Raw genomic sequence first — 25,929 nt, 5'->3', positions numbered from 1 at the left:
TACCGCGCGGGTCTAGAGCTCGAATTCCATCCCCGAGGCGCCCAGAACAATCTCGCCATCAAACTCGCGCGCTGCAGCCGCATACGTCGCGGCGGCGTCACCCCACGGCTGCAGGTGAATGAGCACAAGCTTCTTCACCCCAGCTTCGCGGGCCAAGCGGCCGGCTTCGGCACCGGACATGTGCATGTTAGGAGCTTTACCCTCGGAGGTTTCGCCCCACGCGGCCTCGCACAAGAAGATATCGGCGCCTGATGCAGCGTCGATAAGCGCCGGCGTGTACGCCGAGTCCGCGGAGTAGCACAGCGCGGCACCGCTTTTCGCGTGTTCCATGCGTAGCGCATAGGTTTCCACCGGATGCACGGTGCGGAAAGGAGTGATGTAGACATCGTCGACCAACTGGCGCTCGCGGTCGACCCACGGGCTAAACGCGAACGTATCACTCATGTCATCCACACCATTGGGCTCATCCGAGGACAAGCGGCCTAAATGGGACTCAGTGGATGACGGCCCAAGGCAGAAGTTGCGGGAGGCAGCCGGCGCAGTGGGGTGGAAACGGCGCCACACCATCAGTGACGGGAAGTCCAAGCAGTGGTCCGCATGCAAGTGGGTCAACGCCACGTGGGCATCGCACGGATCTTGGTGTTCTTGCAAACGTGCGAGGGTCCCGGGGCCTAAGTCCATAACGATGGACGGGGCAGAGTCAAAAGACACGAGGTAGCCAGAGGCCGGGTTGCCAATAGTGGGCACCGAGCCTGAACAGCCGAGGATGGTCAACTTCATGCGTTCAATAGTTCCACGAAACAATGAGGATTGCTGGATTTGAATCGATTGTACCTGTTCATCCGCCATTAAATCTGGGGCCCGAGAAAGCGGGCCGCCAGTCGTGAGAAGGACTCATGGTCACCAGTGCACTCAAAACTGCGAGTGGGGGTCTGCCCTTCGGGCGCGAGCATGTCGGTGGTGGTGAGGATGCGCATGACATCCTTCGCAGTCTCTTCAGCCGAGGACACCAGTGCGACATTGTCACCGATAGCAAGCTGAATGACACCGGTGAGCAGCGGGTAATGCGTGCAGCCCAGCACGAGGGTATCCACACCCGCTGACTGCAACGGAGCGAGATAGCCCTCTGCCACGCCGAGGATCTGGCGGCCGGCGGTAATGCCGCGCTCCACAAAGCTCACGAAATCCGGGCAGGCCACAGCGAAGGATTCGACGTTCGGGTTCACCGCGAAAAGATCCTGGTAAGCACCAGAGGTGATGGTACCTTCGGTGCCGATAACGCCAATCTTGCCGTTGCGCGTCGTGGCGATAGCGCGGCGCACTGCCGGACGGATAACTTCGACGACGGGGATGCTGTAGCGCTCACGGGCGTCGTGAAGAAAGGCCGCCGTAGCTGTATTGCAGGCGATGACAAGCATCTTGCAGCCGCGCTCCACTAGCTCATCGGCGATCGCCGTAGACAACTCACGTACTTGTGCGATGGGGCGTGGGCCATACGGCGCGTGGGCGGTATCGCCGATATAGATGATGGACTCATCCGGCAGCTGCTCCATAATGGTGCGCGCAACTGTCAACCCGCCCACACCGGAATCAAAAATGCCGATGGGAGAAGAGGCGTCAGACATCAGCGCATCCCTGCCTGCGGTTGCGGCTTTACCTTCTTAATCGGGTCATCGGACGTAATCACCATGCCCGCCACAATGCCGCCAATAGCACCAAAGAGGTGACCCTGCCAGCTCACTCCTTCATAGATGGGCAGCACGCCCCAGATGAGACCGGAGTAGGCAAAGCCCAAGCCAACGCCCACAAGGAACTGACTAAGCGAGCGGTTAAAAATACCGCGCACGATGAGGTAAGCCAACCAGCCATAGACCATGCCGGAGGCGCCGATATGGGAGGTGCCCGGCCCGCCGAGAAGCCAGGTGCCCACGCCGGCGATGAGCACGACGATGATCGTGACTTCCCACCACGCCTTGCGGCCAGACAAACCGATAAGGAAGCAGAAGATAGCTCCTGGCAGTGAGTTTCCGATGAGGTGCTCAAAGTTGGCATGCAACAGCGGGGCGGTGAAGATTCCCCAGATGCCGTTGAAGTCCAGCGGGTGAATGCCGTACTGCCCCAGGTCATTGCCGAAGAAGAGGAAGTTGATGATGTGGATAATCCACTCAATGGCAAGAAAGCCTACGGTGAGCGACAGGGCCGTTTTAAGGCGCCCGGCGCGTGTGTAGTTCTTCGAATCGCCCGCATTAACGGTGCGCTTCTGACCTACTCCGGCGCTGTCCGGAGTGGGTTGGAAGGGATTGGGCTGATAGGAATTCTGCTGACCAAAAGGTCCACTGCTCGTCATAATGCCCCAACTTTAGCAAGAGAGCAGCGAGGAGTACGCCTCCAAGCCCAAGCCTGGGGCGGCATTGACCACGGCATCCACGATGGCAGCCTCCACGGCATCGGCCGCTGCGGCGCTGAGGGAGGCAAGAACGTCGGCGTCGACTCCGGGTGCGGTTCCCGCCGTGCTTGCCGACGTCTCCCCTACCCTCCCCGTCGCAGCTGCAAAGATCGTGTCGCCATCCAGCGGCGAGTGAGCCGGGCGCACCGCGCGGGCGATGCCATCGTGGCCGGCCAAGGCAAGGCGCTTGGCTTGGGCCTTGGTGATGGGAGCATCTGTCAAGACAGCGCCGATGGTGGTGTTGAGATGGGCCTCCGCAAGGCTCTTCGCAGCGGCGAAGCGCTTGATGTCTACAGCTGGCTTGTCGGGTGCGCCAAAGAGCCGGCCGGTCGCACCATCGATCACTTGGCCCACGGGATTCGCAACGACGACGGCGGCGAGGGTGTAGGGGGAGACGTCGATAAGCGCCATGCCCACCCCTCCCCGAATTTTTCCTGCACAGGCACCCACGCCGGCGCCAACGCTACCGGTGGTGTCATCATGCCCCGCCAATGCGGAGCGCAGTGCCTGCGCGCCATCTGCTGCGGTGGGACGCTGGGGACCTGCAAGCAGGTCAAAGATGACAGCACCGGGCACGATAGGAACGCGCGGGCCTAGTTTATCTTCGCCAAAGACCGGAAACCCGATGCCGGCCTCCTCAAGTCCCCTCATGACGCCATCGGCCGCGGCCAAACCAAAAGCCGAGCCGCCCGCGAGGACAATGGCGTGGACGCGCTCGACGGTGTTGTGTGGCTGAAGCAGATCCGTTTCACGCGTGCCGGGACCGCCGCCACGTACATCAACACTGGCGACGGCTCCCTGCTCACCGCAATAGATAACGGTAACGCCGGTATCATCGCGCGTGGCATGACCAACAGAAAAGCCAAGCTCAGACACAGTTCGCATGGTCTTAGTCCATGATGACGTTGAGCAAGGAGTCCTGGCAGAAGGCTAACCACTCCACGAGGGTGTCACGGTCCGCTCCCTGAGAGCCGTGCTCAACATCGCCCGATGCCACGAACAATCGCAAATCATTGAGACCCGCGAGGAAGGCATGGGCTTCTTCCTCACTGATGGTGACCTCAACCCCGCCGGTTGGGCCGAGCGCTGTGTTGATGACTTGGAGGTTCTCCAGCTTGGCGCGGGCAATATCGTTTTCGTGCAAGGAGCGCAGCAACGCATTATCGCCATCAAACTCCTCATCGCCGGGCTTCTGAAAATCCGGGAAGAGGCGGGCAAGGGACGGGTCCTCCGGCGCTTCCGTGTGACCGGTAGGCATATCCACCATGTCCGCCAACTCATCCTTCGGCGCCGATTGGGCGCGGGCAATGATGGCCTCCGAGACCGTCGCGGTGAGATCCCCTATCACCTCGCGCTCCATGGGCTCAAAAACAGCGGTGTACTTAGCACCGCGTATGAAGGACTTTTTCTTCTTCCAGGCCTGCATACTGTCCTCTCCTTAGCCTGCCTGCTGCATCGTGGCCCACAGACCCGCAACCTGCAGCTTCTTCACATCGGCCTCGACCTTGTCACGCTCACCGCTGGAGACGGCGGCCTTGCCCTCGGTGTGAACCTGCATCATGAGCTCGTTGGCTCGCTTCTTGTCGTAACCCAAGACCGTCTGGAAGACATAGGAGACGTAGCTCATGAGATTGACGGGGTCATCCCAGACGATGCACATCCACGGCAGGTTTTCGCTCGTGGCGACGTCGACCTCAATGGCCTCATCCAATTCCGGGGTGGCCATGGGCGAACTCATCACCACGCTCGCGGACGTTTCTCGGTGCGCATTCATGCCTTCTACCCTAGCCAAAAAATGTGACGCTGTGAGCGGCTATACTGACGGGGACTCAATATGTGATTATCGTTTCCAGGTGGCTGCCGTCGATGAATTCTTTTGCTCTCCCCACCGCCCTGGCGGACATTCTTGCTGGTCGTACTCCATCCCAAGAGGATCTTGCTCGCCTTCTTCAGCTTGTGCTCACCGCCCTCGTGCTGGGCGGCACACTCGTCGCCGCGGTAGTCAGCCTGACGTCCCCTTCACAGGGCGGTAGCTCTAACGACAAGCCAGCCCCCGAACCCGCGCCGGCGTCCTGCGACTACGAGCTCCCCGAGGTCCACGTGCAGCGCCAGCTGGAGACTATCCAACACGAGCTGATCGAAGCCCTCAATACCTGGCGCGAGGAAGACAACCAGGGCCCACTCGTGCCGTGGATCGACCGCCAGACCGCGGCGCGCGAAAAGGCCGAGTGTAATGCGGTGACGAAGACCGAAAATCCGGCGGACGAAAATATTCAAATGGTGCAGCATCACCTGCCCCTGGACAAGGCCAGTGGCTATGAATTCGTGGAAGCCTTCCGCCAGTCCCCGTCCCACGTCGCAGCTCTCCGGGACCGCCGCATGTCCACCGCTGCCGTCGGCGTGGCCTATAACGACGGTCAAGTTTACGTAGTCATCCAGCTGGAAGAATAGATTGGCTGAATTTTTGATGCATGCTGAGTAGCATCTTCGATGTGACTAGTACCTCAGACAACGTCGTGAACGCTGGAAATGTCCCTTCTGACCGTTCCACGGCCCTGCTCACCGATAAATACGAGCTCACCATGCTGCAGGCAGCACTGCGCGATGGTTCCGCTCACCGCCAGGTAACCTGCGAGGTTTTCGCCCGTCGCCTGCCCAACGAGCGCCGCTATGGTGTCGTCGCCGGCACCGAACGCGTGCTGCGAGCAGTGCGGGATTTCCGCTTTACCGCCCGCCAACTGGCGGAGATGGACTTCCTCGATGAGGAAACCAAGGACTACCTCGCGCATTATCGTTTCTCCGGCCAGATTGATGGCTACCGCGAAGGCGAGATTTACTTCCCCTACTCTCCGCTGCTGACCGTACGCGGCACCTTCGGCGAGTGCCTCATCTTGGAGACGGTCATTCTCTCCATCATGAATTCTGACTCTGCAGTGGCCTCGGCCGCCTCGCGTATGGTCGTGGCTGCCGATGGCCGCCCGATTATTGAGATGGGCTCACGCCGCGCCCACGAATACGCTGCGGTGACGTCTGCGCGCGCCGCCTACTTGGCAGGTTTTGAGGCCACCTCTAACCTCGAGGCAGGCTACCGCTACGATATTCCGGTCTCTGGTACGGCAGCGCATTCCTGGACCCTGGCACACGTCAACGACGACGGCACGCCGAATGAGGAAGCAGCATTCCGCGGCCAGATCGAGACGCTTGGCGTGGGCACCACGCTGCTGGTCGACACCTACGACATCACCAAGGGCGTAGAAACCGCCGTGCGCGTCGCCGGCCCCGAGTTGGGCGGCGTGCGTATCGATTCTGGTGATTTGGCCGCGGTGACTCGCCGCGTGCGCAAGCAACTCGATGACTTGGGCAACCACAACACCAAGATCGTGGTCTCCTCCGACCTCGACGAGTTCGCCATCGCTGGTCTGCGCGGAGACCCCGTCGATGTCTATGGTGTAGGCACCTCCGTGGTGACCGGCTCAGGCGCGCCGACGGCCGGCATGGTGTACAAGGTCGTGGAGGTCGACGGTCATCCGGTGGCGAAACGTTCCTCCTCCAAGAAATCCCAGGGCGGAGCCAAACGTGCGCTGCGTACGTACCGCTCTTCCGGGGTGGCCGTCGAAGAGCTCGTGCTGCCTTTCGACGCCGAGGATCCGGACACCGGCACCCTCACCGCCCGCGCTATGACCGTGCCGCTTATGCGCGATGGAGAAATCGTCGACGGACTTCCCTCCCTCCACGAATCCCGCGACTACCTCGCCACCGCCATTACTACTCTGCCGTGGGAAGGCCTGGCGCTTACTCGCGATGAACCGGCGGTGCCGACGCGTTTCATCGGCTTCTCCTCCTAAAGGCATACCCGTTCCGCCCGGCTTAAGCGGGGCACTACACTGGGGCAAATGGACGAGCACTCAGCAACGATTGACCTTCTCGACGCCGCCGTCGCCGCCCTCGGCGGTGCCCGGCGCGAGGGCCAAGTGCGCATGGCCCAAGCGGTCACTTCCGCCCTGGAGAAGGAACGCCACCTCGCGGTGCAGGCAGGCACCGGTACCGGTAAATCTTTGGCCTACCTCGTGCCCGCATTCCGGCATGCCCAGGAAACCGGCAGCACTGTTATCGTGTCCACCGCTACGTTGGCCTTGCAGCGCCAGCTGGTGGAGCGCGATCTTCCACGCTTGGCCGAGGCCCTCGAGCCACTCTTGGAGAAGAAGCCGACCTTCGCCATCATGAAGGGCCGCTCCAACTATGTTTGCCTTAACAAGGTTGCTCGTGCCTCCGAGTTGGAGGATGAGGAAGCTCTGCTCGATGCCACTGACTCCCCTTCCCACTTGGGCCGCCACGTCCAACGCATCTATGAGTGGGCAGAGGAAACGAATACGGGCGACCGTGAAGACCTCGAGCCGGGCGTGCCAGATCTGGCCTGGCGACAGGTCTCGGTGACGTCTGCTGAGTGTGTTGGGGCGACGCGCTGTCCACACGGCGAAGACTGCTTTGCGGAGCTGGCGCGGCGCCGCGCTGCGGACGTCGATGTGGTGGTCACCAACCATGCGCTGCTGGCTATCGACGCCGTCGCAGACGTGAATATCCTGCCGGAACACGATGTGGTCATTATTGATGAGGCCCACGAGCTCGACGGGCGCATCACCTCGGTGTCAACCTCAGAAATTACCGGCCGCGCCCTCAAGATGGCGGCTACCCGTGCCAAGGCGCTGGGCGCCAACGGCAAAGACCAACGCTTAAGCGAGCAGGCAGCCGAGCTTACCCAGCTCCTTGGGGAATTCCTCCCCGGCCGCTGGACCGACCTTCCAGAGGAAGCCAAGCAGCAGCTCATGTCTTTGGCCGACACACTTTCTTCCTGCCGCGAGACCATTGCCCGCACCCCAGAGGGCGAACAGGCTAACGACCCCGAGAAATTTGCCGAGCGCCAAAACCTGTCTAACCACCTCAGCACCCTCGTCGAGGCCATCGCCCGCATCCTCGATGTCTTCGCCACCGGGGATCCAGCCGCGCATGCGGATGTGGTGTGGCTAGAGCGCGATGAACGCACGCTGACCGATACCCTCGCCGTTGCACCGCTCTCCATCGCCGGCATGCTGCACGAAAAGCTCTTTGGCGAGCAGACCGTGGTGCTTACCTCCGCAACTTTGGCCCTGGGTGGTCGCTTCGATGCCATGGCTGCGCAGTGGGGCCTGCCGAAAGGAACATGGGATTCCCTCGACGTGGGCTATCCCTTTAATCCTGCGCGCAGCGGCATACTGTACACCGCGAGCCACTTGCCGCAGCCGGGCCGTGATGGGCTAAGTCCGGACACCATCGCAGAAATCCGCGAGCTCATCATGGCCGCGGGCGGGCGCACCCTGGGGTTATTCTCTTCGCGCCGCGCCGCCCAACAGGCCGCTGAGGAGCTCAAGCCGCAGATTCCCTTCGATTTTTTCCTCCAAGGTGAGGACTCAATTGGGGCGCTGGTGGAGAAGTTCACCAAGAACGAAAATTCCTGCCTCTTTGGCACCCTGAGCTTGTGGCAGGGAGTCGACGTGCCCGGTCCCTCCTGCTCGCTGGTGCTCATTGACCGCATCCCCTTCCCCCGCCCGGATAACCCGCTCATGCAAGCCCGCACCGAAGCCGCGAAAGCAGCCGGCCGAAATGGTTTTATGGAGGTCTCTGCCACGCATGCAGCGCTGCTCATGGCGCAGGGAGCGGGAAGGCTTCTGCGTTCTGTCGATGACCGCGGTGTTGTCGCTGTGCTTGATAACCGCCTCGTGACCAAACGCTACGGCTCATACCTTTATGATTCCATGCCACAGATGTGGCGCACCACCGACCCGGAGGTCGTCCGCAGCGCACTCAAACGGCTCATCGAAGCCCGCTAAGGACGGCGCAGCGCGCACACCGTGGCCGAGTCTGGTGCCACCTCGGTAAAACCTGCATCCCGGACCACCACGGCGTCCTGCCGGGCGCAGGCTTCAGCGAAGCCCTCGTGGTCTACCTCACGCACGCACAAAGCGAAGTCCTGCGCTGCCCACTTTTCCACCTCGTCAAAGCTCATTGCCGCGGCCAGCAGCATGGAGCCATGCCCCACTTGGGCAGCGGCCTTGCCTGCGCTCATCTCGAGGGAGGCATCGATGAGGATGAGGGGGACGTCGCCAAGCGCCGGCCGCGGTGCATCCTTCGGCAGATCCGTGTGACCGATCTGTAGCTTGGCCACGAGCGGATCGACCTCGGAGACCGCAGAGGGCACGAAGGCTCGGGCGCGATCTGCCACCGTCACACCAGGCAAGCCTTGCACATCGCGCCATGCCTTGTTGCGAGCTCGCCGTGCAACCTTACGGATGCGGTGCCCATACCACTGCCCCAATGCTTCGGCGAACGCACCATCCTGGCCGGCGCGCTCATCCAAGCAGAGTTTGACGACGGCCCTCGCCGCCGCCTCCAGCACCTCCGTGCGGCTCGGCGGCTCCTGCTTAGGCAGGTTCAGCGCAATCTGCATGGCCTGGACGGTCTCGGGCTTGTTAGGGTCCTCAGGATCATCGCGCCAGCTGCGCTCGCTACAAGCGTCAACCAGCCGGCGGTGCGCCTCGCGGAGGTTAGTCAACGACGACCTCTTCCATGGGAATACCTAGGATTTGCAGGATTTCATCCATATACGGGTGGTTAACGGAGGTGTCCGCAACCTCACGCAACGCAGGTTTGGCGTTAAAGGCAATGCCGAGGCCTGCTGCAGAAATCATGTCAATGTCATTGGCACCATCGCCTACTGCAACCGTCTGTCGCATGCTCAAACCAGAATCGGCGGCGAACTCACGAAGGAAGTTTTCCTTGGCCTTGCGGTCGACGACGTCCCCGATGACCCGACCGGTAAGCTTGCCATCTTCAATTTCCAAGGTATTGGCGCGAACGTAGTCAAGGTCGAGCTCAGCGGCCAAATCCTCAAGGACCTGGATAAAGCCGCCGGACACAACCGCAACGCGATAGCCCATGCGCTTGAGCGTACGGATGGTGGTGCGTACACCCGGAGTGAGTTCAATATCAGCGGCGGTCTGCGCGATGACGGATTCCGGAAGACCAGCCAAGGCGGCTACGCGCTCACGGAGGGATTCTTCGAAATCCAATTCTCCGCGCATAGCGCGCTCGGTCACCGCGGCCACTTCTGCTTCCTTACCGGCATGGGCGGCGAGCATTTCGATGACCTCGCCCTGAATCAGCGTGGAATCACAATCGAAGCAAATCAGGCGCTTGGAGCGGCGCTGCAGGCCTGAGCGCTCGATAGCAATGTCGACGCCCTGCTCGGTGGCCAGACGGGCCAGGGTGGCGCGGACGGGGTCCGCGGAACCTTCAACGGTGATGTACAGCTCAAGACCATTAAGTGGGTACGTCGACAACCCGCGAATGCGGTCAATGTTGGCGTTGAAGTTGGCCAGTTCCTGCGCAATCGCAGAGACGTGGCTGGCGTTGAGTTGGCGGCCGAGCACCACGACGACGTGCGTGGACCGCGGACGGGATGTGGTTTCATCCTCGCGCAGCTCGACGGTGAGCGACTGGGCATAGATGCTGAGGGTGTTGCGCAGTCCCTTCTCCATCGCCTCGACGCGCGAGCTATCAACGCGCACATAAGCCGACAGAGAGATACGCCCAGAGAAGATGGCCTGCTCGACATCGACGAGCTCAACGTTATAGGAACCAAGGACGCGGAAGAAGGCCGCGGATACGCCTGGCTTATCGGGACCGGACGTTGTCACAACGGCGAAGGCAGTCTGGTTGGGGTAATCGATCTGGTTATCCACGCTGTCATTATCGCATGGCCAGTTTGTTCACCGACAACCTCCCAACCAACGCATACAGAACACACGACAAACGCCGCCTCCCCATCGCTGTGATGGGGAGGCGGCGTTCTCAGGAGTTCGCGTCCTTCTCCGCACCCTTTTGGGCTAGCGCGGCAGCTAGCTCAGTGAGAGCGCGAGACCCGCGGGATTAGTGGCCGTAGTGTGCTTCCTCACGGATACGCTTGACCATGTGCGGGTAGTGGAGCTCGAAGGCCGGACGCTCAGAGCGGATGCGCGGCAGGGAGACGAAGTTGTGGCGCGGCGGCGGGCAGGAGGTAGCCCACTCCAGGGAGTTACCGTAGCCCCACGGGTCATCCACGGTGACGATCTCACCGTAGCGCCAGGACTTGAAAACGTTCCAGATGAGCGGGATAACCGAAGCACCCAGGACGAAGGAGAAGATGGTGGAAATCTGGTTGAAGACCGTGAAGCCATCAGACTCCAGGTAGTCAGCGTAACGACGCGGCATACCCATGTTGCCGACCCAGTGCTGAATCAGGAAGGTGCCGTGGAAGCCGATGAAGGTCAGCCAGAAGTGGATCTTGCCCAGACGCTCATCCAGCATGCGGCCCGTCATCTTCGGGAACCAGAAGTAGAGACCTGCGAAGGCGGAGAACACCACGGTACCGAACAGGGTGTAGTGGAAGTGAGCGATAAGGAAGTAGGACTCAGCCAGGTGGAAGTCCAAGGCCGGGGAAGCCAGCATAATACCGGTCATACCGCCAAAGAGGAAGGTAGCCAGGAAGCCCATGGCGAAGATCATCGGGGTATCCCAGGTGATGTGACCCTTCCACATGGTGCCAACCCAGTTGAAGAACTTCACACCAGTCGGGACCGCAATAAGGAAGGTCATGAAGGAGAAGAACGGCAGCAGGATGGCGCCAGTCACGAACATGTGGTGAGCCCACACCGCCATGGACAGTGCACCGATGGCAAGAACAGCGAAGACCAAGCCGATGTAGCCGAAGACCGGCTTACGGGAGAAGACCGGAACGACCTCAGAAATAACACCGAAGAACGGGATAGCGAGGACGTAGACCTCCGGGTGGCCGAAGAACCAGAACAGGTGCTGCCACAGGATGGCGCCGCCGTTAGCGGAGTCATAGATGTGGCCGCCCAGCTTGCGGTCGTAGAGAACACCGAGAGCTGCTGCGGTGAGCAGCGGGAAGATCATCAGAACGATGATGGAAGCGGTCAGCACACACCAAGTGAAGACCGGCAGACGGAACATGGTCATGCCCGGTGCGCGAAGGGTCAGAACCGTGGTGATCATGTTGACTGCGGAAGCAATGGTGCCGACACCGGTAGCGCCCACACCGACGATCCACATGTCCGCACCAATACCCGGAGTGTGAACGGAGTCAGCCAACGGCATGTACATGGTCCAACCAAAGTCAGCTGCGCCACCTGGGGTGACGAAACCGAGCAGCATGACGATACCGCCGGTCAGGGTGATCCAGAAACCGAAGGCGTTCAGACGCGGGAAGGCCACATCCGGTGCACCAATCTGAAGGGGAAGAACGTAGTTACCGAACGCCCAGACAACCGGTGTTGCGAAGAGCAGCAGCATCACGGTGCCGTGCATGGTGAACAGCTGGTTGAACTGCTCGTTGGACAGGAACTGCAGGCCCGGGGTGAAGAGCTCAGCGCGGAGCAGCAGTGCCATGAAGCCACCGAGGAAGAAGAAGCTGAAGGCCATGATCATGTACATGATGCCCAGCTGCTTGTGGTCGGTGGTGGTCAGTAGCGTCCAAGCCTTGGAGCCAGTCTTAGCGTTACCAGTCGGCTCTGGACGTGTGGGCGCGACGTAATCGTCGAGCCGTGGCGCCACAGCGGTCATAAAATCCTCCTGAAGAACAAGTGCCTCACCACGTGGTGCGCAGCGCACGATCTCGCGCTTCGTTCCACATAATCAAACACCTAGGTTTACTCGCCTTATATTAGGGCACGGCACCGGCAAATATCCAGCGCTCGCTCAACTTCTGCCAACGTTGCTAACCCCGTTTGGAGCAGGAAAGGTCCCCGAACTGCCTGCACGACGACAGCCGCTGCGCCGATGCCCACTCCGAGGTGCACCTCCCCCGTGATTCAGAACACAACGGCGGGGGTGCAGCCGGCCCAAAATACGAAAAACGCACCCCCTGAAAGAATCAACCTTTCGATTGATCCTTTCCGCAGGTGCGTGTCATGCCCAACAGCGGGATAAGCGCTGTTGCGGATGTGATCAGCGCCCTATCGCAGCCGAATGTTGCATGGCTAAGTGTGGGGCTTGTTTAGAAATCCCAGTCGTCGTCGGTCGTCTCCTCCGCCTTACCAATGACATAGGAGGAACCCGAGCCAGAGAAGAAGTCGTGGTTCTCGTCGGCATTCGGGGACAGCGAGGAGAGGATCGCCGGGGAGACGCGAGTCTCATCCGCTGGGAAGAGGCCCTCAAAACCAAGGTTGTTGAGTGCTTTGTTGGCGTTGTATCGCAAGAAGCGCTTAACGTCCTCGGTCCACCCCAGCTCGTCGTAGAGATCCTCGGTGTAGTCAATCTCATTCTCGTAGAGGTCATAGAGAAGATCGAAGGCGTAGCCCTTCATTTCTTCTTGACGCTCCGGGGAGAGCTGCTTGTAGCCCTGCTGGAACTTGTAGCCGATGTAGTAGCCGTGCACGGCCTCATCGCGAATGATGAGGCGAATGATATCGGCCGTGTTCGTCAGCTTGGCGCGGGACGAAAAGTGCATCGGCAGGAAGAAGCCCGAGTAGAAGAGGAAGGACTCCAGCAGTGTGGACGCGACCTTCTTCTTCAACGGGTCATCACCCTGGTAGTAAGACATGACGATCTTCGCCTTGCGCTGAAGATTCTCGTTTTCCTCAGACCAGCGGAACGCATCGTTGATCATCGGGGTCGACGCCAAGGTCATGAAGATGTTGGAGTAAGACTTCGCGTGCACCGACTCCATGAAAGCGATGTTGGTGAGGACGGCCTCTTCGTGCGGCGTGACAGCGTCGGGAAGCAGCGATACCGCACCCACGGTGCCCTGGATGGTATCCAAGAGCGTCAGACCGGTGAAGACACGCATGGTGGTCTCCTGTTCCTTCTCCGTCAGCGTCTTCCAGCTGGGGATGTCATTAGACACCGGAACCTTTTCCGGGAGCCAGAAGTTACCCGTGAGACGGTCCCACACCTCGGAATCTTTCTCATCCGGGACGGTATTCCAGTTGACCGCCTTCACCGGAGCCTCGTGGCTGGCGATGTAGTCGTCATACTCGTGAGACACGCGCGTTACCTCGTCTTTCTAGTCTGAGTGTTCCTGTGACCATCGTACCCACTTGGCCTGCATTCCGGTAAGTGTCGCTACTCCCCATGCATCCAGTAGCGACAACGGGCTAATTTATACTGACGTTTTATGTGTTCCGAGTTCGCGTTACCCACGCAGGGGGAGGTATTGGCATCGTGGCGACTACGCAAGAGCCGCACACTCCCCTGCTGAACACCGTGTTGGACACCATGGGATCAGACATCGTCAGTGGCTCCCTCCCCGCTGGTGAACGATTCACCCTGAACGATATTTGTCAGCGCTTTGATATTTCACGCACCGTGGCCCGCGAAGCGATGCGCGCCCTTGAGCAACTGGGCATGGTGGCGTCCTCGCGGCGCGTCGGCATTACGGTGCTGCCGATTGGCGAGTGGGCGGTATACGATTCCTCCATCATCTCGTGGCGCCTGAACTCGGAAAAGTCACGAGACGGACAGCGCAGTTCCCTCAATGAGCTGCGCTTGGCCATCGAACCTATTGCAGCGTCCCTAGCAGCTCAGCATGGTTCCCCGGCGGACAAGGAGGAGATCCTCGAGCTGGCGCAGCGCCTGCACGCTTTTGAGGACACTCCCGCGCGGCGAGTCGGTGAGCAACTCGCAACGGACCTGCGCTTCCACACCATGGTGCTGCATGCATCGGGCAATGAGATGTTTGCGGCACTGAGCCCGTTTCTTCTATCCATGGTGCGCGGACGCTCGGTGTTTGGCTCGCGCAAGCGCAACCCCACCGCGGGAACGGCGCAGCTCCATTTGGATTTAGCGCACGCTATCCATCGTGGGGACGCTACAGAGGCAGAAAAAATCGCACGCGCCATCCTCACGGAGGCACGTGCGAAAGAGACCTAACTCAAAGGTCTAAAGCATGCAAGATACGCAGCCCTCAACCTCAGTTCCCTCCAACGCCATCTGGCGCAGGCGGATGTAGTAGAGGGTCTTAATGCCCTTGCGCCAGGCATAGATTTGCGCGCGGTTGATATCACGGGTGGTGGCGGTGTCCTTGAAGAACAAGGTCAATGACAAGCCCTGATCCACGTATTTGGTGGCCACAGCGTAGGTGTCGATGATCTTCTCGTAACCGATCTCGTAGGAATCCTTGAAGTACTCAAGGTTGTCATTATCCATGTGCGGCGCCGGGTAGTAGACGCGGCCAATCTTGCCTTCCTTACGGATTTCAATCTTGGAGGCAATCGGATGGATAGACGAAGTCGAGTTGTTGATGTAGGAAATCGAACCAGTCGGCGGCACCGCCTGCAGGTTACGGTTGTAGATGCCGTGCTTGGCGACGTCCTCCTTCAACTGCGCCCACTCCTCCGCCGTCGGCGTGTGGATGGAGGAAGCCGCGAACAGCTCCTTGACGCGCTCGGTGCGGGGCGCGAAATCAGCTGGGTCGTAGCGGTCGAAGAATTCACCGCTTGCGTACTCGGATTCGGGGAACTCCGTGAAGTACTCGCCGCGCTCACGAGCCAGCTTGTTAGATGCACGAAGTGCGGCGTACATGATGGCGGCGAAGTAGGCATTGGTGAAGTCCAAGCCTTCCTCGGAGCCATACTCGATGTGCTCGCGACCTAGGTAGCCGTGCAGGTTCATCTGGCCCAAGCCGATGGCATGGGAATCATCGTTGCCCTTGCGCACCGACGGCACGGAGTTAATGGACGTCTTATCCGCCACTGCAGTCAGGCCACGGATGGCGGTTTCCACAGTCAGCGCGAAGTCAGGGGAATCCATGGTGGCCGCAATGTTGAGCGATCCCAGGTTGCAGGAGATGTCACTGCCCAAGGTCTTGTAGGTCAGGTCTTCATTGAGCTCGGAAGGAGCATTCACCTGCAGAATCTCAGAGCACAGGTTCGACATGTTGATACGGCCGGTCTTGACCGGGTTCGCGCGGTTTACGGTGTCCTCAAACATGATGTACGGGTAGCCGGACTCGAACTGCAGCTCTGCGATGGTCTGGAAGAAGTGACGGGCGTTGATCTTCTTCTTGCGGATCCGCGGATCCTCCACCATCTCTTCGTAGTGCTCAGTGACAGAGATATCTGCGAAAGGCTTGCCGTAGACGCGCTCGACGTCATACGGGCTAAATAGGTACATGTCATCGTTCTTGCGGGCCAGCTCGAAGGTGATGTCCGGAACGACGATTCCCAGCGACAAGGTCTTGATACGGATCTTTTCATCCGCGTTTTCACGCTTGGTATCAAGGAAGTTCATGATGTCTGGGTGGTGTGCGTTGAGGTACACCGCACCAGCGCCCTGGCGTGCGCCCAGCTGGTTGGCATAGGAGAAGGAATCCTCCAGAAGCTTCATCACCGGAATGACGCCGGACGACTGGTTTTCGATGTGCTTGATCGGTGCGCCCGATTCGCGGATGTTGGTCAGCAGCAGTGCTACGCCACCACCGCGCTTGGACAGCTGCAGTGCGGAGTTGATGGAGCGACCGATGGACTCCATGTTGTCTTCGATGCGCAGCAGGAAGCAGGATACGAGCTCGCCACGCTGGGCCTTGCCAGCATTGAGGAAGGTCGGGGTCGCCGGCTGGAAACGGCCGGTCATGATTTCATCCACGAGGTGCTCAGCCACCTCGGTATCGCCGTCTGCAAGGAAAAGTGCCGTCATGGACACGCGATCTTCGAAGCGCTCGAGGTAGCGGCGGCCGTCAAAGGTCTTCAGCGTGTAAGAGGTGTAGTACTTGTAGGCACCCAGGAAGGACTTGAAGCGGAACTTGTAGGAGTATGCACGCTTGAACAGGGACTTGATGAAGTCGAAATCGTACTGCTCGAGCAGCTCCGGCTCGTAGTACTTGTTTTCCACCAGGTAGTGCATCTTTTCTTCCAGGTCATGGAAGTAGACGGTGTTCTGGTTGACGTGCTGGAGGAAGAATTGGTTCGCGGCCTCACGGTCCTTGTCGAACTGAATCTTGCCGTTCTCGTCATACAGATTGAGCAGTGCGTTCAGCGCGTGATAGTCCAGCTGCTCTTCAGGCTTCACAGGTTCGGCGACGGTCTTACCCAGTTGCGTGGTCACGACGTTCACGGGCCTTTCTTTGTTATGGCGAAATTGGAGAGACGAAAATCTACAGGGAATACATAGGAGAAGCCCTAGGCTGCAAGGCCTAAGGCTGCGGCGTTGGCCAGCAGGCCTTCGCGGCAAATTGTGACATCTTCCTCGGTACCAAGAAGTTCGAAACGGTACACATAAGGCACCTTACACTTGGCGGCGATGACATCGCCGGCCTTGCCAAAGTCGGTACCGAAATTGCTGTTTCCTCCGGCCACGACCGCACGGATAAAGCTGCGGTTGTGCTCGTTATTAAGGAAACGTATGACCTGCTTGGGTACAGGCCTCGTGTTCTGCTTGCTTATCGACGCCCCTCCCCCATACGTCGGACACACCAAGACGTAGGGTTCGTTGACGATAAGCGGCTCATCAGTCAGGCGCAGCGGGATGCGGACGCTAGGAAGGCCGAGCTTCTCAACGAAGCGGTGGGTATTTTCCGTGGCGGAAGAGAAATACACGACCAACATAACGAAATTTTATGCAGTTGCCGCCAAGGAGCTCAGGCTCTTGATGCGGTCAGGACGGAAGCCAGACCAGTGCTCGCCGTTGGCCTCGACGACCGGTGCCTGGACGTAGCCCAGAGCCATGACGTAGTCGCGAGCCTCGTCGTCCATGGAGATGTCCACCATGTCGTACTCAAGACCGGCGCGGTCGAGAGCCTTCTTGGTGGCGTTGCACTGAACGCAGGCGGGCTTGGTGTAGAGAGTGATGCTCATGTGACGGTTTCCTTTGACGCTGCACACGTAGTGACTAATGAATTCTGCTGAGTGACTTTTAGCTCTGGCTACGCGGTGTAGGGCCGCCGCCTGAGCAACATCAACGACACTATACTTTGTGCCGAAACCCCGCAACTGACACTACATGTAGTAGTTACAACGATGATATTCCCAGGACGTAAGCCCCCCCAGCCCCCACATGTTGACCTTGCACACCCCACTTCATCACCAACGCCGTAACTACACGGGTGGTATTTCCCGCAAGTTAACCAAACGTTCACCAGTTTTGTGGCAAACACCACAAACGGGCGCGGCCCGCGCCGCGCCCGGTAAGTCTGATTCACGAAGCAGTCAGGAGACCTCAGCCCCTCGTACACGTTGACGGGTCCGGCCCCTGCCCCTCTTCGCGGGTCAAACCGAAAAGCACTTGGCTCATCACCGTGGTGTCTCGAGGCAAATCTGGATGTAGCGGCTCTGCCCCACACAGCTCACCGAGGTCGATATTAACCACGTCAGCGCCGCCCACAGCTTCCAGCACAGAGGTCGAGTTGGGCGTCACGGTGACATCAGCAGGCGAGTAAATCGAGGTATACAACGGGCCCGGCGCTGTATCCGGCAAGGCATTGAGATTCTCCATAAACTCAGACCCCACCACCTGCTGAATACCAGCGCTGCTTGCAAAGAAGCGCGCCAAGTTCGGCATGGCCGCAATCATCTTCGCCAACACCGTCCCCATACCGTCGAGCGTGGTGCCGTGGAAATTGCCGCCTAGTGCCACCGCATGGGAAACATGTTCCGGCGAGCCATACATCTGGGTGTAGGTCTTAATGTGCAACCCGCCCTGCGAGTGCCCCACGAGGTTCACCTTCTCGCTTCCGGTTACTTCCCGTACATAGTCAATCTGTTCTGCGACCTCACGCGCCGACTCGTCGAGGTCGGCGATCCCCTTCGTGCGTGCACTTGCGTTCTGCAGCGTCACATCATAAGCCCCGTAGTCAAACGCCCACACGCACATCCCTCGGTCTTGCAGAACTGGGATGAGTTCGTCCCACGTAGAAGCATTGTCAGATGTTCCATGTATGAGCACAACCGGCTCACGTACCTCACCGCTCGCTACGCAAGAGGGATCATTGATGCCCAGTGACGGGTCAGCCGTACTGACCAAATCAATGTCTACAGCGTGGGCCACCGGTGCCGAGAACCCAACGACGGCAGCACACATCGCCGCCGCGATACGCCTTTTCATACGCTATTTCTTCCTTCTATTGTCCGCTGGGGAATGCTCTAAACCCACCCGATAATTATATTCATCGGAGCTAATTTGGGGAGGCAGGCGGGCATAAAAAAATTCCGCCTCCCCCAAATTAAGTGGAGGAGACGGAATGTGAATCCCTCGATTCTTAGCCCTGGCGAGCCTTGAAGCGCGGATCCTTCTTGTTGATCACGAAGACCTTACCGTGGCGGCGAATAACCTGGGCGCCCGGCTTCTTCTTCAGCGACCGAAGCGACTTGCGAACCTTCATCGGGCGCTCCTTTCGTTATGCGCAAACTTCATGCGAGTGGTTAGTTCAAAGCATAGCCGGGCGAAGGGCCCAGCAATGACACGAGGAAAAATGTTACCGCACAAGCGCGTCATTACCAAAACACTCACGCTTGAGAGTATTTCGACCGCAATTCCTCGGAGACCTCACCCAGCGTCTTGCCCATCGTTTCCGGTACGAGCGCGCGCGTATAGCCCAGCGCTACCACGCCCAACACCGCAAAGACGCCAAACGCTAGTGAACCGCCAAGCCACTCCACCACCGGCAGGAAGAACTGCGCTACCACCCAGTTGCTCACCCACAGGGCCAAGCCCGCAATGCCCATTCCCAAACCGCGTACCTGCGCCGGCACGATCTCAGATATAAGCAGCCACGTTGCCGGTGACACCGCCGCTTGTTGGCACGCGATGAACGCCGCCATGCAGGCCAACGACACCATAGCCAGTGGCGTCGAATCCTGCGCGAAGTGGTACACCACTGCGAGCACCACGAGAGATACTACGTTGCCACCCAGACCCACCATGAGCAGGCGACGCCGCCCCACGCGGTCCACAACGCGCATACCGACCACACAAGCAATAACCGACACCACGCCGATCACCATGGACGTGTACACCGAGTTCGTCGCAGACAAGCCCACCTGATTCATCATGGTCGGCGCGAAGTACACAATCGCATTAACACCTGTGATCTGCTGCGTTAGTCCCATGAGCATCGCTAGCCCGACCGCCCAGCGCATCCAACTATTCGCGGACAGTGCGGCCCATTCGCCTGTGCTTGGCGACGCCCCCTTCTCCTCCCCCGCCCCTACCCGTGCGCGCACAGCGGCGGCGTCGTCGTGACGGCCCTGTGCAGCGAGCCATACCGGCGTATCAGGCAAGAAAAACATTCCAATGGCCAGCGCTGCACCCGGCACCGCCGCGAGTCCCAGCATCCACTGCCAGCTGCCTGTTGAGGCAAGCACGGAGTTCACCCCATAAGCCACCAACTGCCCGACAACAATCATGAGCGTGTTGAGTGACACCATCCGCCCACGCACCGCAGCCGGAGTAATTTCTGAGATGTACATCGGCGACACGATGGACACCGCGCCCACTGCTAGCCCCAACACAGCGCGGGCCGTGGCTAGTTGCGCCGTCGATCCCGCCAGCGCACACCACACCGATCCTGCAAGGAAGATAAGGCCACCGACGATAAGTGTGCGACGTCGGCCCATCCCATCCGCCACACGCCCCGCAGCCAGTGCACCCACGGCAGCCCCGACCAGCAGCATCGAGGTCACCAGTCCCTCCTGCTGCGCGGACATGTCGAACTCTGGGCCCACGAAGAGCAGTGCACCTGACATGACGCCGGTGTCATAGCCAAAGAGGAGACCACCCAGCGCTGCCACGCCAGCGACGACTATCACGTAGGAATCTTTTTTCACGAGTGCATATTGTCGCAGGCGGCTACCATGGTCGTCATGTCACACGAATCCACAAACCTCCAGCAGGACATCATAAAAGCCCTGGGTACCAAGCCCTTGATCGATCCAGAGGAAGAGGTTGAGCGCCGCGTCACATTCCTCGCCGACTACCTTCGTACCACCGGCGCGAAAGGCTACGTCCTCGGCATTTCCGGCGGCCAGGATTCCACGCTGGCAGGCCGCTTGGCACAGCTCGCCGTCGAACGCGTCGAGGGCGCGCATTTCTGGGCGCTTCGCCTCCCCCACGGCGTGCAGGCAGATGAGGAGGATGCCCAGGTAGCGCTCGACTTCATCCAGCCCGATTACCGCCTGACCATCAATATCGCTGAAGCCACAGCTGCCCTCGATAGCGCGGTTGCTACTGCTCTCGAGGCTTCCACACTCGGCGATTTCAACCGCGGCAACCTCAAGGCCCGCCTCCGCATGGCTGCCCAGTACGCGGTGGCCGGGGAGGTCGGTGCGTTGGTCATCGGCACCGACCACGCCGCCGAAAACGTCACCGCTTTCTTTACCAAGTGGGGCGATGGCGCTGCCGACGTCCTGCCCCTCGCCGGACTCAACAAGCGCCAAGGGGCTCAACTACTGAAGCATCTCGGCGCACCAGATTCCACGTGGAAGAAGGTACCAACTGCCGACTTGGAAGATGACCGCCCCTTGCTCTCTGATGAAGAAGCGCTCGGCGTCACCTACACCCACATCGATGACTACCTCGAGGGCAAGAACGTGCCTGACGACGCCCGCGAGCGCATCGAAACCCTCTGGCGCCGCGGCGCCCATAAGCGCGCCATGCCGCCAGGACCCACTAGTGCCTAACGCCTCACAAGGAAGACTATCCGCCCAACGCTTCGAGCGTGGCACGTGCGGCCCGCTCGAGCGGTGCATAATACGCGGGACCATGCGTCATCGAATGAACCGCCAACGGGTGTAGTTGATGCACCGGCACCCACTGGTGATACTCCTCCCCCACCCCATAACCACGCAGTATCTCGCCATAGTACGGCGTGCCAAATAGCTCCAGCATGGCCAAATCCGTCCACGGGTGTCCGCCGTGTGCGGCTGGGTCGATCATCACGGCCGACGAGGCAGTAAACAATACGTTTCCTGCCCACAGGTCGCCATGAATTCGCGCCGGTTTCACGTCCCACTCAACGGCTTTTATAGCCTCGCATGCTTGTCGAACTATCCCCTGTAGCTCTTGAGGAAGTCCTCCTATAAAAGGCGACACCCGCTGCTCGGCGTAGAACTCGCCCCAGGATTCGCATGGTTCGCAGCGTTGTTCCACGCGTCCAATGAAGTTCGCGCCCTCCCAGCCCGCCGGCGGCGCGCCGAAAGCGGGCGCTCCTGCTTCATGGACCGTACGGAGCGCAGCACCAAAAGCGCGGGCAGCGAGGGCACTCGGTCGCGACTGCTCAACCCGCCGAGTGCTAATAGATGTGGGAGTGACTTCGGCGACGTCCACGACGACGTCGCCATGCGCCTGCGCCAGCCATCTCAACCCAGCAGCCTCGGCACCAGCTTGATCAGGACGGGACACGGTCTTGGTGAAAACATCCATGTTCCCAGCATAGGAAAAGGCCGGCTCCATAACAGAGACGGCCACTGGTGGAGCTAACGGGATTCCATCGGTTTCTAAATATTACCTCTTGCCTAGCTGGCATTATGCCTATTTAACCTGCATTTATATTAGGTAATTTCTAACATCATTACGTCATTATATGACACAAAACGGCGCTAGAGTTCCCCGAAGGTTCCCCAATATGCAGAACGAAAACGAAAAGAAAAAGGCCCGAAGTATAAGCCCCATCGTTCGTGGGGGCGAATTGAGCAACGTGGAAAAAATAGGTGGCGTGCCAGTTTCAAACACCAAGGCATTTTGCACAGAGCACCGATCACCTTTAAAGAAAAGAAGGACGCCGAAAGTTGGTTGAACCGCAATAAGGCAGACATCGATAAGGCAGAGGCATCGGGGATTAAATGGATCTCCCCCGCTGAAAAAGAGAAGCTAGAGCTGACAAACAGCACAACCGTGGAACAGCTAATAGACCTTTGGCTAAACGAGAGCGACAGCATTACAAAAGAGAGCACTAGGCAATTCCATCGCCGCCGGATGACAGCCTTCTCCTTGAACTCAACGGAATACCTTCTAGGCATAGTTCAATCCTTCCTTAGCTGAGGAACTAAACCCAGGACGCTTCACACACTCGATTAAGCTACCCTTGATCAAATAGGCGTTTCACCAGGTCTTCAAGCGTGGACTTCCGCTTGGATTGAATCGTCAATGAACTCGCGGATGCCGTGCACCTTTCCGCTTCCACTTGTATCCGACGAGTCCATGCACTGGAGGACGCTGGAATTATTCGGGGTTACGTTGCCCTGCTTGATCCCACAAAGGTCGGCAAAGGATTTACCGCCTATGTCAGAGTTTGGCTCACCAGCCAGGACCTTGAGACTGTTGAGCGATTCATTCAAGAGATTCAGCCACTTCCAGAAGCCGTGGAATGCCACCTCATGGCTGGTGAATGCGATGCCATACTGCGAATAGTGGCGGCCGATCTCACCGCTTATCGTCAATTTCAGATCGACCATCTCACCCGCATCGATTGCGTCCACAACGCGAAAACTGAGGTGCACATGGAACAGGTAAAATTAACGTCAGAATTATCTGTCTGAATTTGATACTTGGTGGCTCCACGTTGGGATCATCAACGGTGCTCCAGACTCTGGGTCAGCGATGATCTTAGAATCCACACCAAATACGGTGCGCACGAGCTCTTCAGTAATAACGGTTGCAGGATCGCCGGTGGCTACAACTTCGCCGTCTTTCATGGCGATGATGTGATCGGCGTAGCGCGCTGCCTGGTTCAAGTCATGCAATACGGCGACCAGTGTGTAGTCCCGTTTCCGGTTGAGCATGCGGCAAAGTTCCAGCAGCTCAATCTGGTAGCTGACGTCTAAGAATGTGGTAGGTTCATCGAGAAGCAAGATTGGCGTCTGCTGCGCCAACGCCACCGCCATCCAGACGCGTTGGCGTTGACCGCCCGAGAGTTCATCGACAAGCCTGCCTGAAAGCTCCCTAATTCCGGTTGCCTCCATGGCCTCTTTCACCGCCTGCTCATCCTCGGGCGACCAAGGCTTGAACAAACTCTGGTGCGGGTAGCGTCCTCGTGAGACCAGATCGATGACGCGAATGCCGTCCGGGGCAACCGGGCCTTGCGGCAGAAGACCCACTTCACGCGCTACTTCTTTGGTGGGCTTTTTGTGCAAAGACTGCCCGTCTAAAAGAATCTTCCCCTCTTGCGGCGCAATCAAACGGGTCAAACTCTTGAGCAAAGTGGACTTGCCGCAGGCATTGGGGCCAACGATGACCGTGAACTGGCCATCTGGAATCTGAAGATCCACGCCTGGGCAGATAACTTTGTCGCCGTATCCAAGCCGGGCGTTTTCTACTAGAAGTCGTGTCATTTGCGTCGGCCTTCTCTCATGAGCAACCACAGGAAGTACACGCCACCGATGGATACGGTGACAATACCTACTGGGAGCGGGGATTCAGGGTCAATTCTTTGGGCAACCGTATCGGCGAGTATTAACAGGAAAGACCCCACGGCTGCGGTGGGGGCCAGCGCCAGGCCATCAACGTGTACCAGGCGACGGGCAATCTGGGGCGCGGCCAGCGCGATGAAGGAAATCGGCCCGGCGGTGGCAGTTGCCAGCGCCGTTAATCCGATGCCGGCAACAACTGCCAATAGTTGCACCCTGCGGACGTTTTGCCCCAGCGCAACCGCGAAAGGAATACCAATCTGCATCAAACGCATCGGGCGCGCCAGCAGTGCTGCCATCAGGATGAACACGGCAGAACCACAAAATGCCAGCAGCAGCGAATTCCAGGAGGTACCGGAGAGATTTCCCGCGCCCCACAAACTCGCCATGATGGCATCTTCCACCGTGGCAGTGAGCAAAATCCACACGTTGACCGAGGCCAGCATGGCGCTGACAGCAATGCCAACGATGATAAGACGCACGCCACCAGCGAATCCGCGCTCGGAGGCAAGGAAGAACACCACCATCGCGGTAGCGATACCTCCAGTGAGAGCCCCCAACAACGTAGCGGTGGTGCCACCGCCGAGAATCAACATGACGATGAGCGCGCCAGTGTAGGAACCGGTCTGAAAACCAATCACATCCGGTGAGCCCAATGGATTCGCGGTGAGGTTTTGAAAGATAGCTCCACTCATGGCCAGTGTTGCGCCCAGCAGGATTGCCAGAAGCGTGCGCGGTGCGCGCCATTCCACCACAATCATGTTGGTGTAGGAATCACCGTTGCCGGTCAACGCCTGGAACGCTTCACCAACGGTGATGGATGCAGAACCATCAACCAAGGAGTACACCGCAATCAGCGCAGTCGCCAATAAGAGTCCACCTGTGACGACAGCTGTGCGCACCCCGATAAGCATCACCGGGCGTTCTTTGGGACCGATGCGGAAAATCTTTCGCCCGAATTCAAGCTCTTGCTTCGTATCCGGATTCGTTGTGTGAACCATCGCGCTTAAACCTCCGGAATGCGGTACTTACGCACCATGTAAATCAACAGCGGTGCGCCAACGAATGCAGTTACTACTCCCACGGGCACTTCCCCAGCAGTAATCACGCGACCTATAACATCACTCACGCCCAAAACCGCTGGGGCCAAGACGATTGAATAGGCCATAATCCACCCTTGATGTGGGCCCACGATCATGCGGGATAGATGTGGTGCCAACAGCCCAATAAATCCGATGGGCCCCGCCGCCGCAGTAGCGCCACCGGCTAGCAGTGCAATTGCTACCAATACCACCAGCCTGGTTCTTTGCGGGTGCGCGCCCATAGCAACCGATGCCGCTTCACCCAGTGAAAGCACATCCAATGCGCGAGTGCTGGCCAGCGCAATAAGCAAGCCTACCAAGATAAATGGGGTGATGGACAAGGTGGCATCGAGAGGCTGCGATGCTGTGGTGCCCGCTGACCAGCCACGCATGCGTTCCAAAACTTCTGAATTGGTCAGCAACACCGCGGATGCAAAACCGCCCAGCACCGCCCCCAATGCCACACCGGACAAGGTCATGCGCACCGGACTGCCACGCAATGGACCACTGTTGCCAATGGCGAAGACCACCGCCGAGGTCACAATCGCACCAGCAAAAGACCACCACATGTACTGGGAGATATCTGTAACCCCAAAAAATGCCAGGCCAACAACCACCATGAGAGAAGCACCCGCATTAACGCCCAAAATCCCCGGGTCCGTCATTGGGTTTCTGGTCACAGCCTGCATCAAACCACCCGCGACCCCCAACGCACTACCGGCAACCAACACCAGGAAAGTACGTGGAACGCGAGACTGCCAGACCACCTGCGATACCGGATCCGCCGGATCCGGGTTAATCAGATAATGAAAAATATCCGACGGTGGAATGCTGCGTGAGCCCACCATCATGCTCAACACCAGCGCACCGGCACATAAGACCGCAATGATAATGAAACCAATGAGCCGGTTGGCCTGAGCAACTGGCCTTTCCACAGCCTTCGGGGCTGTGGAGGTGGTGGAACTTGCTGGCATAA

The 25,929-nt window shown here is 59.1% G+C and carries 26 protein-coding genes; 6 read left to right on the top strand and 20 right to left on the bottom strand.

The annotated features are described in order from the left end of the window. Window positions 1-12: 12 nt before the first annotated feature. The 6 genes from HMPREF2875_RS10725 to clpS form a co-directional block, all read right to left on the bottom strand. Window positions 13-780: an MBL fold metallo-hydrolase gene (locus HMPREF2875_RS10725; protein ID WP_070673034.1), complete on the bottom strand. Its 768-nt coding sequence runs from the start codon at window positions 778-780 to the stop codon at window positions 13-15. Between the two features lie 68 nt (window positions 781-848). Then, window positions 849-1,625 (bottom strand): glutamate racemase, encoded by a 777-nt coding sequence (murI, locus tag HMPREF2875_RS10720; protein ID WP_070673032.1) that lies wholly within the window; start codon window positions 1,623-1,625, stop codon window positions 849-851. After that, a complete protein-coding gene (locus HMPREF2875_RS10715) occupies window positions 1,625-2,347 on the bottom strand; it encodes a rhomboid family intramembrane serine protease (RefSeq protein ID WP_070673030.1) in 723 nt (240 codons plus the stop codon). The genes murI and HMPREF2875_RS10715 overlap by 1 nt, the downstream gene beginning before the upstream one ends. Before the next feature lie 12 nt (window positions 2,348-2,359). Further along, window positions 2,360-3,331, bottom strand: coding sequence for a P1 family peptidase (locus tag HMPREF2875_RS10710; RefSeq protein ID WP_070673027.1), 972 nt, complete (start codon window positions 3,329-3,331; stop codon window positions 2,360-2,362). Between the two features lie 4 nt (window positions 3,332-3,335). Beyond that, complete coding sequence (locus HMPREF2875_RS10705; protein WP_070673025.1) at window positions 3,336-3,872, bottom strand: DUF2017 domain-containing protein; 537 nt, start codon at window positions 3,870-3,872, stop codon at window positions 3,336-3,338. A gap of 12 nt (window positions 3,873-3,884) precedes the next feature. Further along, window positions 3,885-4,220, bottom strand: coding sequence for an ATP-dependent Clp protease adapter ClpS (gene clpS, locus HMPREF2875_RS10700; RefSeq protein ID WP_070673024.1), 336 nt, complete (start codon window positions 4,218-4,220; stop codon window positions 3,885-3,887). Window positions 4,221-4,312: 92 nt separating this feature from the next. Between clpS and HMPREF2875_RS10695 the strand changes: the two genes are divergently transcribed. The 3 genes from HMPREF2875_RS10695 to HMPREF2875_RS10685 are packed head-to-tail and all read left to right on the top strand — an operon-like array spanning window position 4,313 to window position 8,310. After that, complete coding sequence (locus HMPREF2875_RS10695) at window positions 4,313-4,897, top strand: hypothetical protein (RefSeq protein ID WP_070673022.1); 585 nt, start codon at window positions 4,313-4,315, stop codon at window positions 4,895-4,897. Between the two features lie 41 nt (window positions 4,898-4,938). Then, complete coding sequence (locus HMPREF2875_RS10690) at window positions 4,939-6,291, top strand: nicotinate phosphoribosyltransferase (RefSeq protein ID WP_256389715.1); 1,353 nt, start codon at window positions 4,939-4,941, stop codon at window positions 6,289-6,291. Between the two features lie 48 nt (window positions 6,292-6,339). After that, on the top strand, window positions 6,340-8,310 hold the full coding sequence (locus tag HMPREF2875_RS10685) for an ATP-dependent DNA helicase (RefSeq protein WP_070673019.1): 1,971 nt from the start codon (window positions 6,340-6,342) through the stop codon (window positions 8,308-8,310). Here HMPREF2875_RS10685 and HMPREF2875_RS10680 read toward each other — a convergent pair. From HMPREF2875_RS10680 to nrdF, 4 genes are all read right to left on the bottom strand, one after another. Beyond that, the gene (locus HMPREF2875_RS10680; protein WP_070673017.1) at window positions 8,307-9,032 is read right to left on the bottom strand and encodes a peptidyl-tRNA hydrolase; all 726 of its coding nucleotides are present in this window, start codon (window positions 9,030-9,032) and stop codon (window positions 8,307-8,309) included. The two genes, HMPREF2875_RS10685 and HMPREF2875_RS10680, sit on opposite strands and share 4 nt — an antisense overlap. Beyond that, on the bottom strand, window positions 9,025-10,221 hold the full coding sequence (serB, locus tag HMPREF2875_RS10675) for a phosphoserine phosphatase SerB (RefSeq protein ID WP_246817095.1): 1,197 nt from the start codon (window positions 10,219-10,221) through the stop codon (window positions 9,025-9,027). The genes HMPREF2875_RS10680 and serB overlap by 8 nt, the downstream gene beginning before the upstream one ends. Before the next feature lie 187 nt (window positions 10,222-10,408). Beyond that, complete coding sequence (gene ctaD, locus HMPREF2875_RS10670) at window positions 10,409-12,100, bottom strand: aa3-type cytochrome oxidase subunit I (RefSeq protein ID WP_070673015.1); 1,692 nt, start codon at window positions 12,098-12,100, stop codon at window positions 10,409-10,411. A 433-nt stretch (window positions 12,101-12,533) separates the two neighbouring features. Beyond that, window positions 12,534-13,523, bottom strand: coding sequence for a class 1b ribonucleoside-diphosphate reductase subunit beta (gene nrdF, locus HMPREF2875_RS10665; RefSeq protein ID WP_070673013.1), 990 nt, complete (start codon window positions 13,521-13,523; stop codon window positions 12,534-12,536). Between the two features lie 230 nt (window positions 13,524-13,753). Between nrdF and HMPREF2875_RS10660 the strand changes: the two genes are divergently transcribed. Further along, a complete protein-coding gene (locus HMPREF2875_RS10660; protein ID WP_083311922.1) occupies window positions 13,754-14,407 on the top strand; it encodes a FadR/GntR family transcriptional regulator in 654 nt (217 codons plus the stop codon). A gap of 9 nt (window positions 14,408-14,416) precedes the next feature. Here HMPREF2875_RS10660 and nrdE read toward each other — a convergent pair whose 3' ends face one another. The 6 genes from nrdE to HMPREF2875_RS10630 all read right to left on the bottom strand — a co-directional run bounded on the left by nrdE (window position 14,417) and on the right by HMPREF2875_RS10630 (window position 20,295). Then, the gene (nrdE, locus tag HMPREF2875_RS10655) at window positions 14,417-16,579 is read right to left on the bottom strand and encodes a class 1b ribonucleoside-diphosphate reductase subunit alpha (RefSeq protein ID WP_039676784.1); all 2,163 of its coding nucleotides are present in this window, start codon (window positions 16,577-16,579) and stop codon (window positions 14,417-14,419) included. Between the two features lie 74 nt (window positions 16,580-16,653). Further along, the gene (nrdI, locus tag HMPREF2875_RS10650) at window positions 16,654-17,079 is read right to left on the bottom strand and encodes a class Ib ribonucleoside-diphosphate reductase assembly flavoprotein NrdI (protein WP_042532134.1); all 426 of its coding nucleotides are present in this window, start codon (window positions 17,077-17,079) and stop codon (window positions 16,654-16,656) included. Window positions 17,080-17,088: 9 nt separating this feature from the next. Continuing rightward, on the bottom strand, window positions 17,089-17,328 hold the full coding sequence (gene nrdH, locus HMPREF2875_RS10645; RefSeq protein ID WP_039676743.1) for a glutaredoxin-like protein NrdH: 240 nt from the start codon (window positions 17,326-17,328) through the stop codon (window positions 17,089-17,091). A 361-nt stretch (window positions 17,329-17,689) separates the two neighbouring features. After that, complete coding sequence (locus tag HMPREF2875_RS10640; protein ID WP_070673011.1) at window positions 17,690-18,574, bottom strand: esterase/lipase family protein; 885 nt, start codon at window positions 18,572-18,574, stop codon at window positions 17,690-17,692. 154 nt (window positions 18,575-18,728) lie between these two features. Further along, window positions 18,729-18,851: a type B 50S ribosomal protein L36 gene (gene ykgO, locus HMPREF2875_RS10635; protein ID WP_003847162.1), complete on the bottom strand. Its 123-nt coding sequence runs from the start codon at window positions 18,849-18,851 to the stop codon at window positions 18,729-18,731. A 124-nt stretch (window positions 18,852-18,975) separates the two neighbouring features. After that, window positions 18,976-20,295, bottom strand: coding sequence for a sugar porter family MFS transporter (locus HMPREF2875_RS10630; protein ID WP_070673009.1), 1,320 nt, complete (start codon window positions 20,293-20,295; stop codon window positions 18,976-18,978). A gap of 27 nt (window positions 20,296-20,322) precedes the next feature. Here HMPREF2875_RS10630 and nadE point away from each other — a divergent pair, with 27 nt between their 5' ends. Next, on the top strand, window positions 20,323-21,147 hold the full coding sequence (gene nadE, locus HMPREF2875_RS10625) for an ammonia-dependent NAD(+) synthetase (RefSeq protein ID WP_070673007.1): 825 nt from the start codon (window positions 20,323-20,325) through the stop codon (window positions 21,145-21,147). Window positions 21,148-21,163: 16 nt separating this feature from the next. Here nadE and HMPREF2875_RS10620 read toward each other — a convergent pair whose 3' ends face one another. After that, window positions 21,164-21,889, bottom strand: a complete 726-nt coding sequence (locus HMPREF2875_RS10620; RefSeq protein ID WP_210388194.1) for a fructosamine kinase family protein — start codon at window positions 21,887-21,889, stop codon at window positions 21,164-21,166. Between the two features lie 740 nt (window positions 21,890-22,629). Here HMPREF2875_RS10620 and HMPREF2875_RS14185 point away from each other — a divergent pair. After that, window positions 22,630-23,004 (top strand): Lrp/AsnC family transcriptional regulator, encoded by a 375-nt coding sequence (locus tag HMPREF2875_RS14185; protein WP_210388193.1) that lies wholly within the window; start codon window positions 22,630-22,632, stop codon window positions 23,002-23,004. Here the strand turns inward: HMPREF2875_RS14185 and HMPREF2875_RS10605 are convergent. The 3 genes from HMPREF2875_RS10605 to HMPREF2875_RS10595 are packed head-to-tail and all read right to left on the bottom strand — an operon-like array spanning window position 22,993 to window position 25,927. After that, the gene (locus HMPREF2875_RS10605; protein WP_070673001.1) at window positions 22,993-23,796 is read right to left on the bottom strand and encodes an ABC transporter ATP-binding protein; all 804 of its coding nucleotides are present in this window, start codon (window positions 23,794-23,796) and stop codon (window positions 22,993-22,995) included. The two genes, HMPREF2875_RS14185 and HMPREF2875_RS10605, sit on opposite strands and share 12 nt — an antisense overlap. Beyond that, window positions 23,793-24,872, bottom strand: coding sequence for a FecCD family ABC transporter permease (locus tag HMPREF2875_RS10600; protein WP_070672999.1), 1,080 nt, complete (start codon window positions 24,870-24,872; stop codon window positions 23,793-23,795). Before HMPREF2875_RS10600 ends, HMPREF2875_RS10605 begins: the two co-directional genes overlap by 4 nt. Window positions 24,873-24,877: 5 nt before the next feature. Then, window positions 24,878-25,927: a FecCD family ABC transporter permease gene (locus HMPREF2875_RS10595; protein ID WP_080975080.1), complete on the bottom strand. Its 1,050-nt coding sequence runs from the start codon at window positions 25,925-25,927 to the stop codon at window positions 24,878-24,880. Window positions 25,928-25,929 lie beyond the last annotated feature (2 nt).

This window comes from Corynebacterium sp. HMSC078H07 (genome assembly GCF_001812805.1).
In the GTDB taxonomy this organism is placed as follows: Bacteria; Actinomycetota; Actinomycetes; order Mycobacteriales; family Mycobacteriaceae; genus Corynebacterium.
Note: the sequence above shows the minus strand (reverse complement) of the source record. Positions and strands in the feature narration are given on the sequence as shown.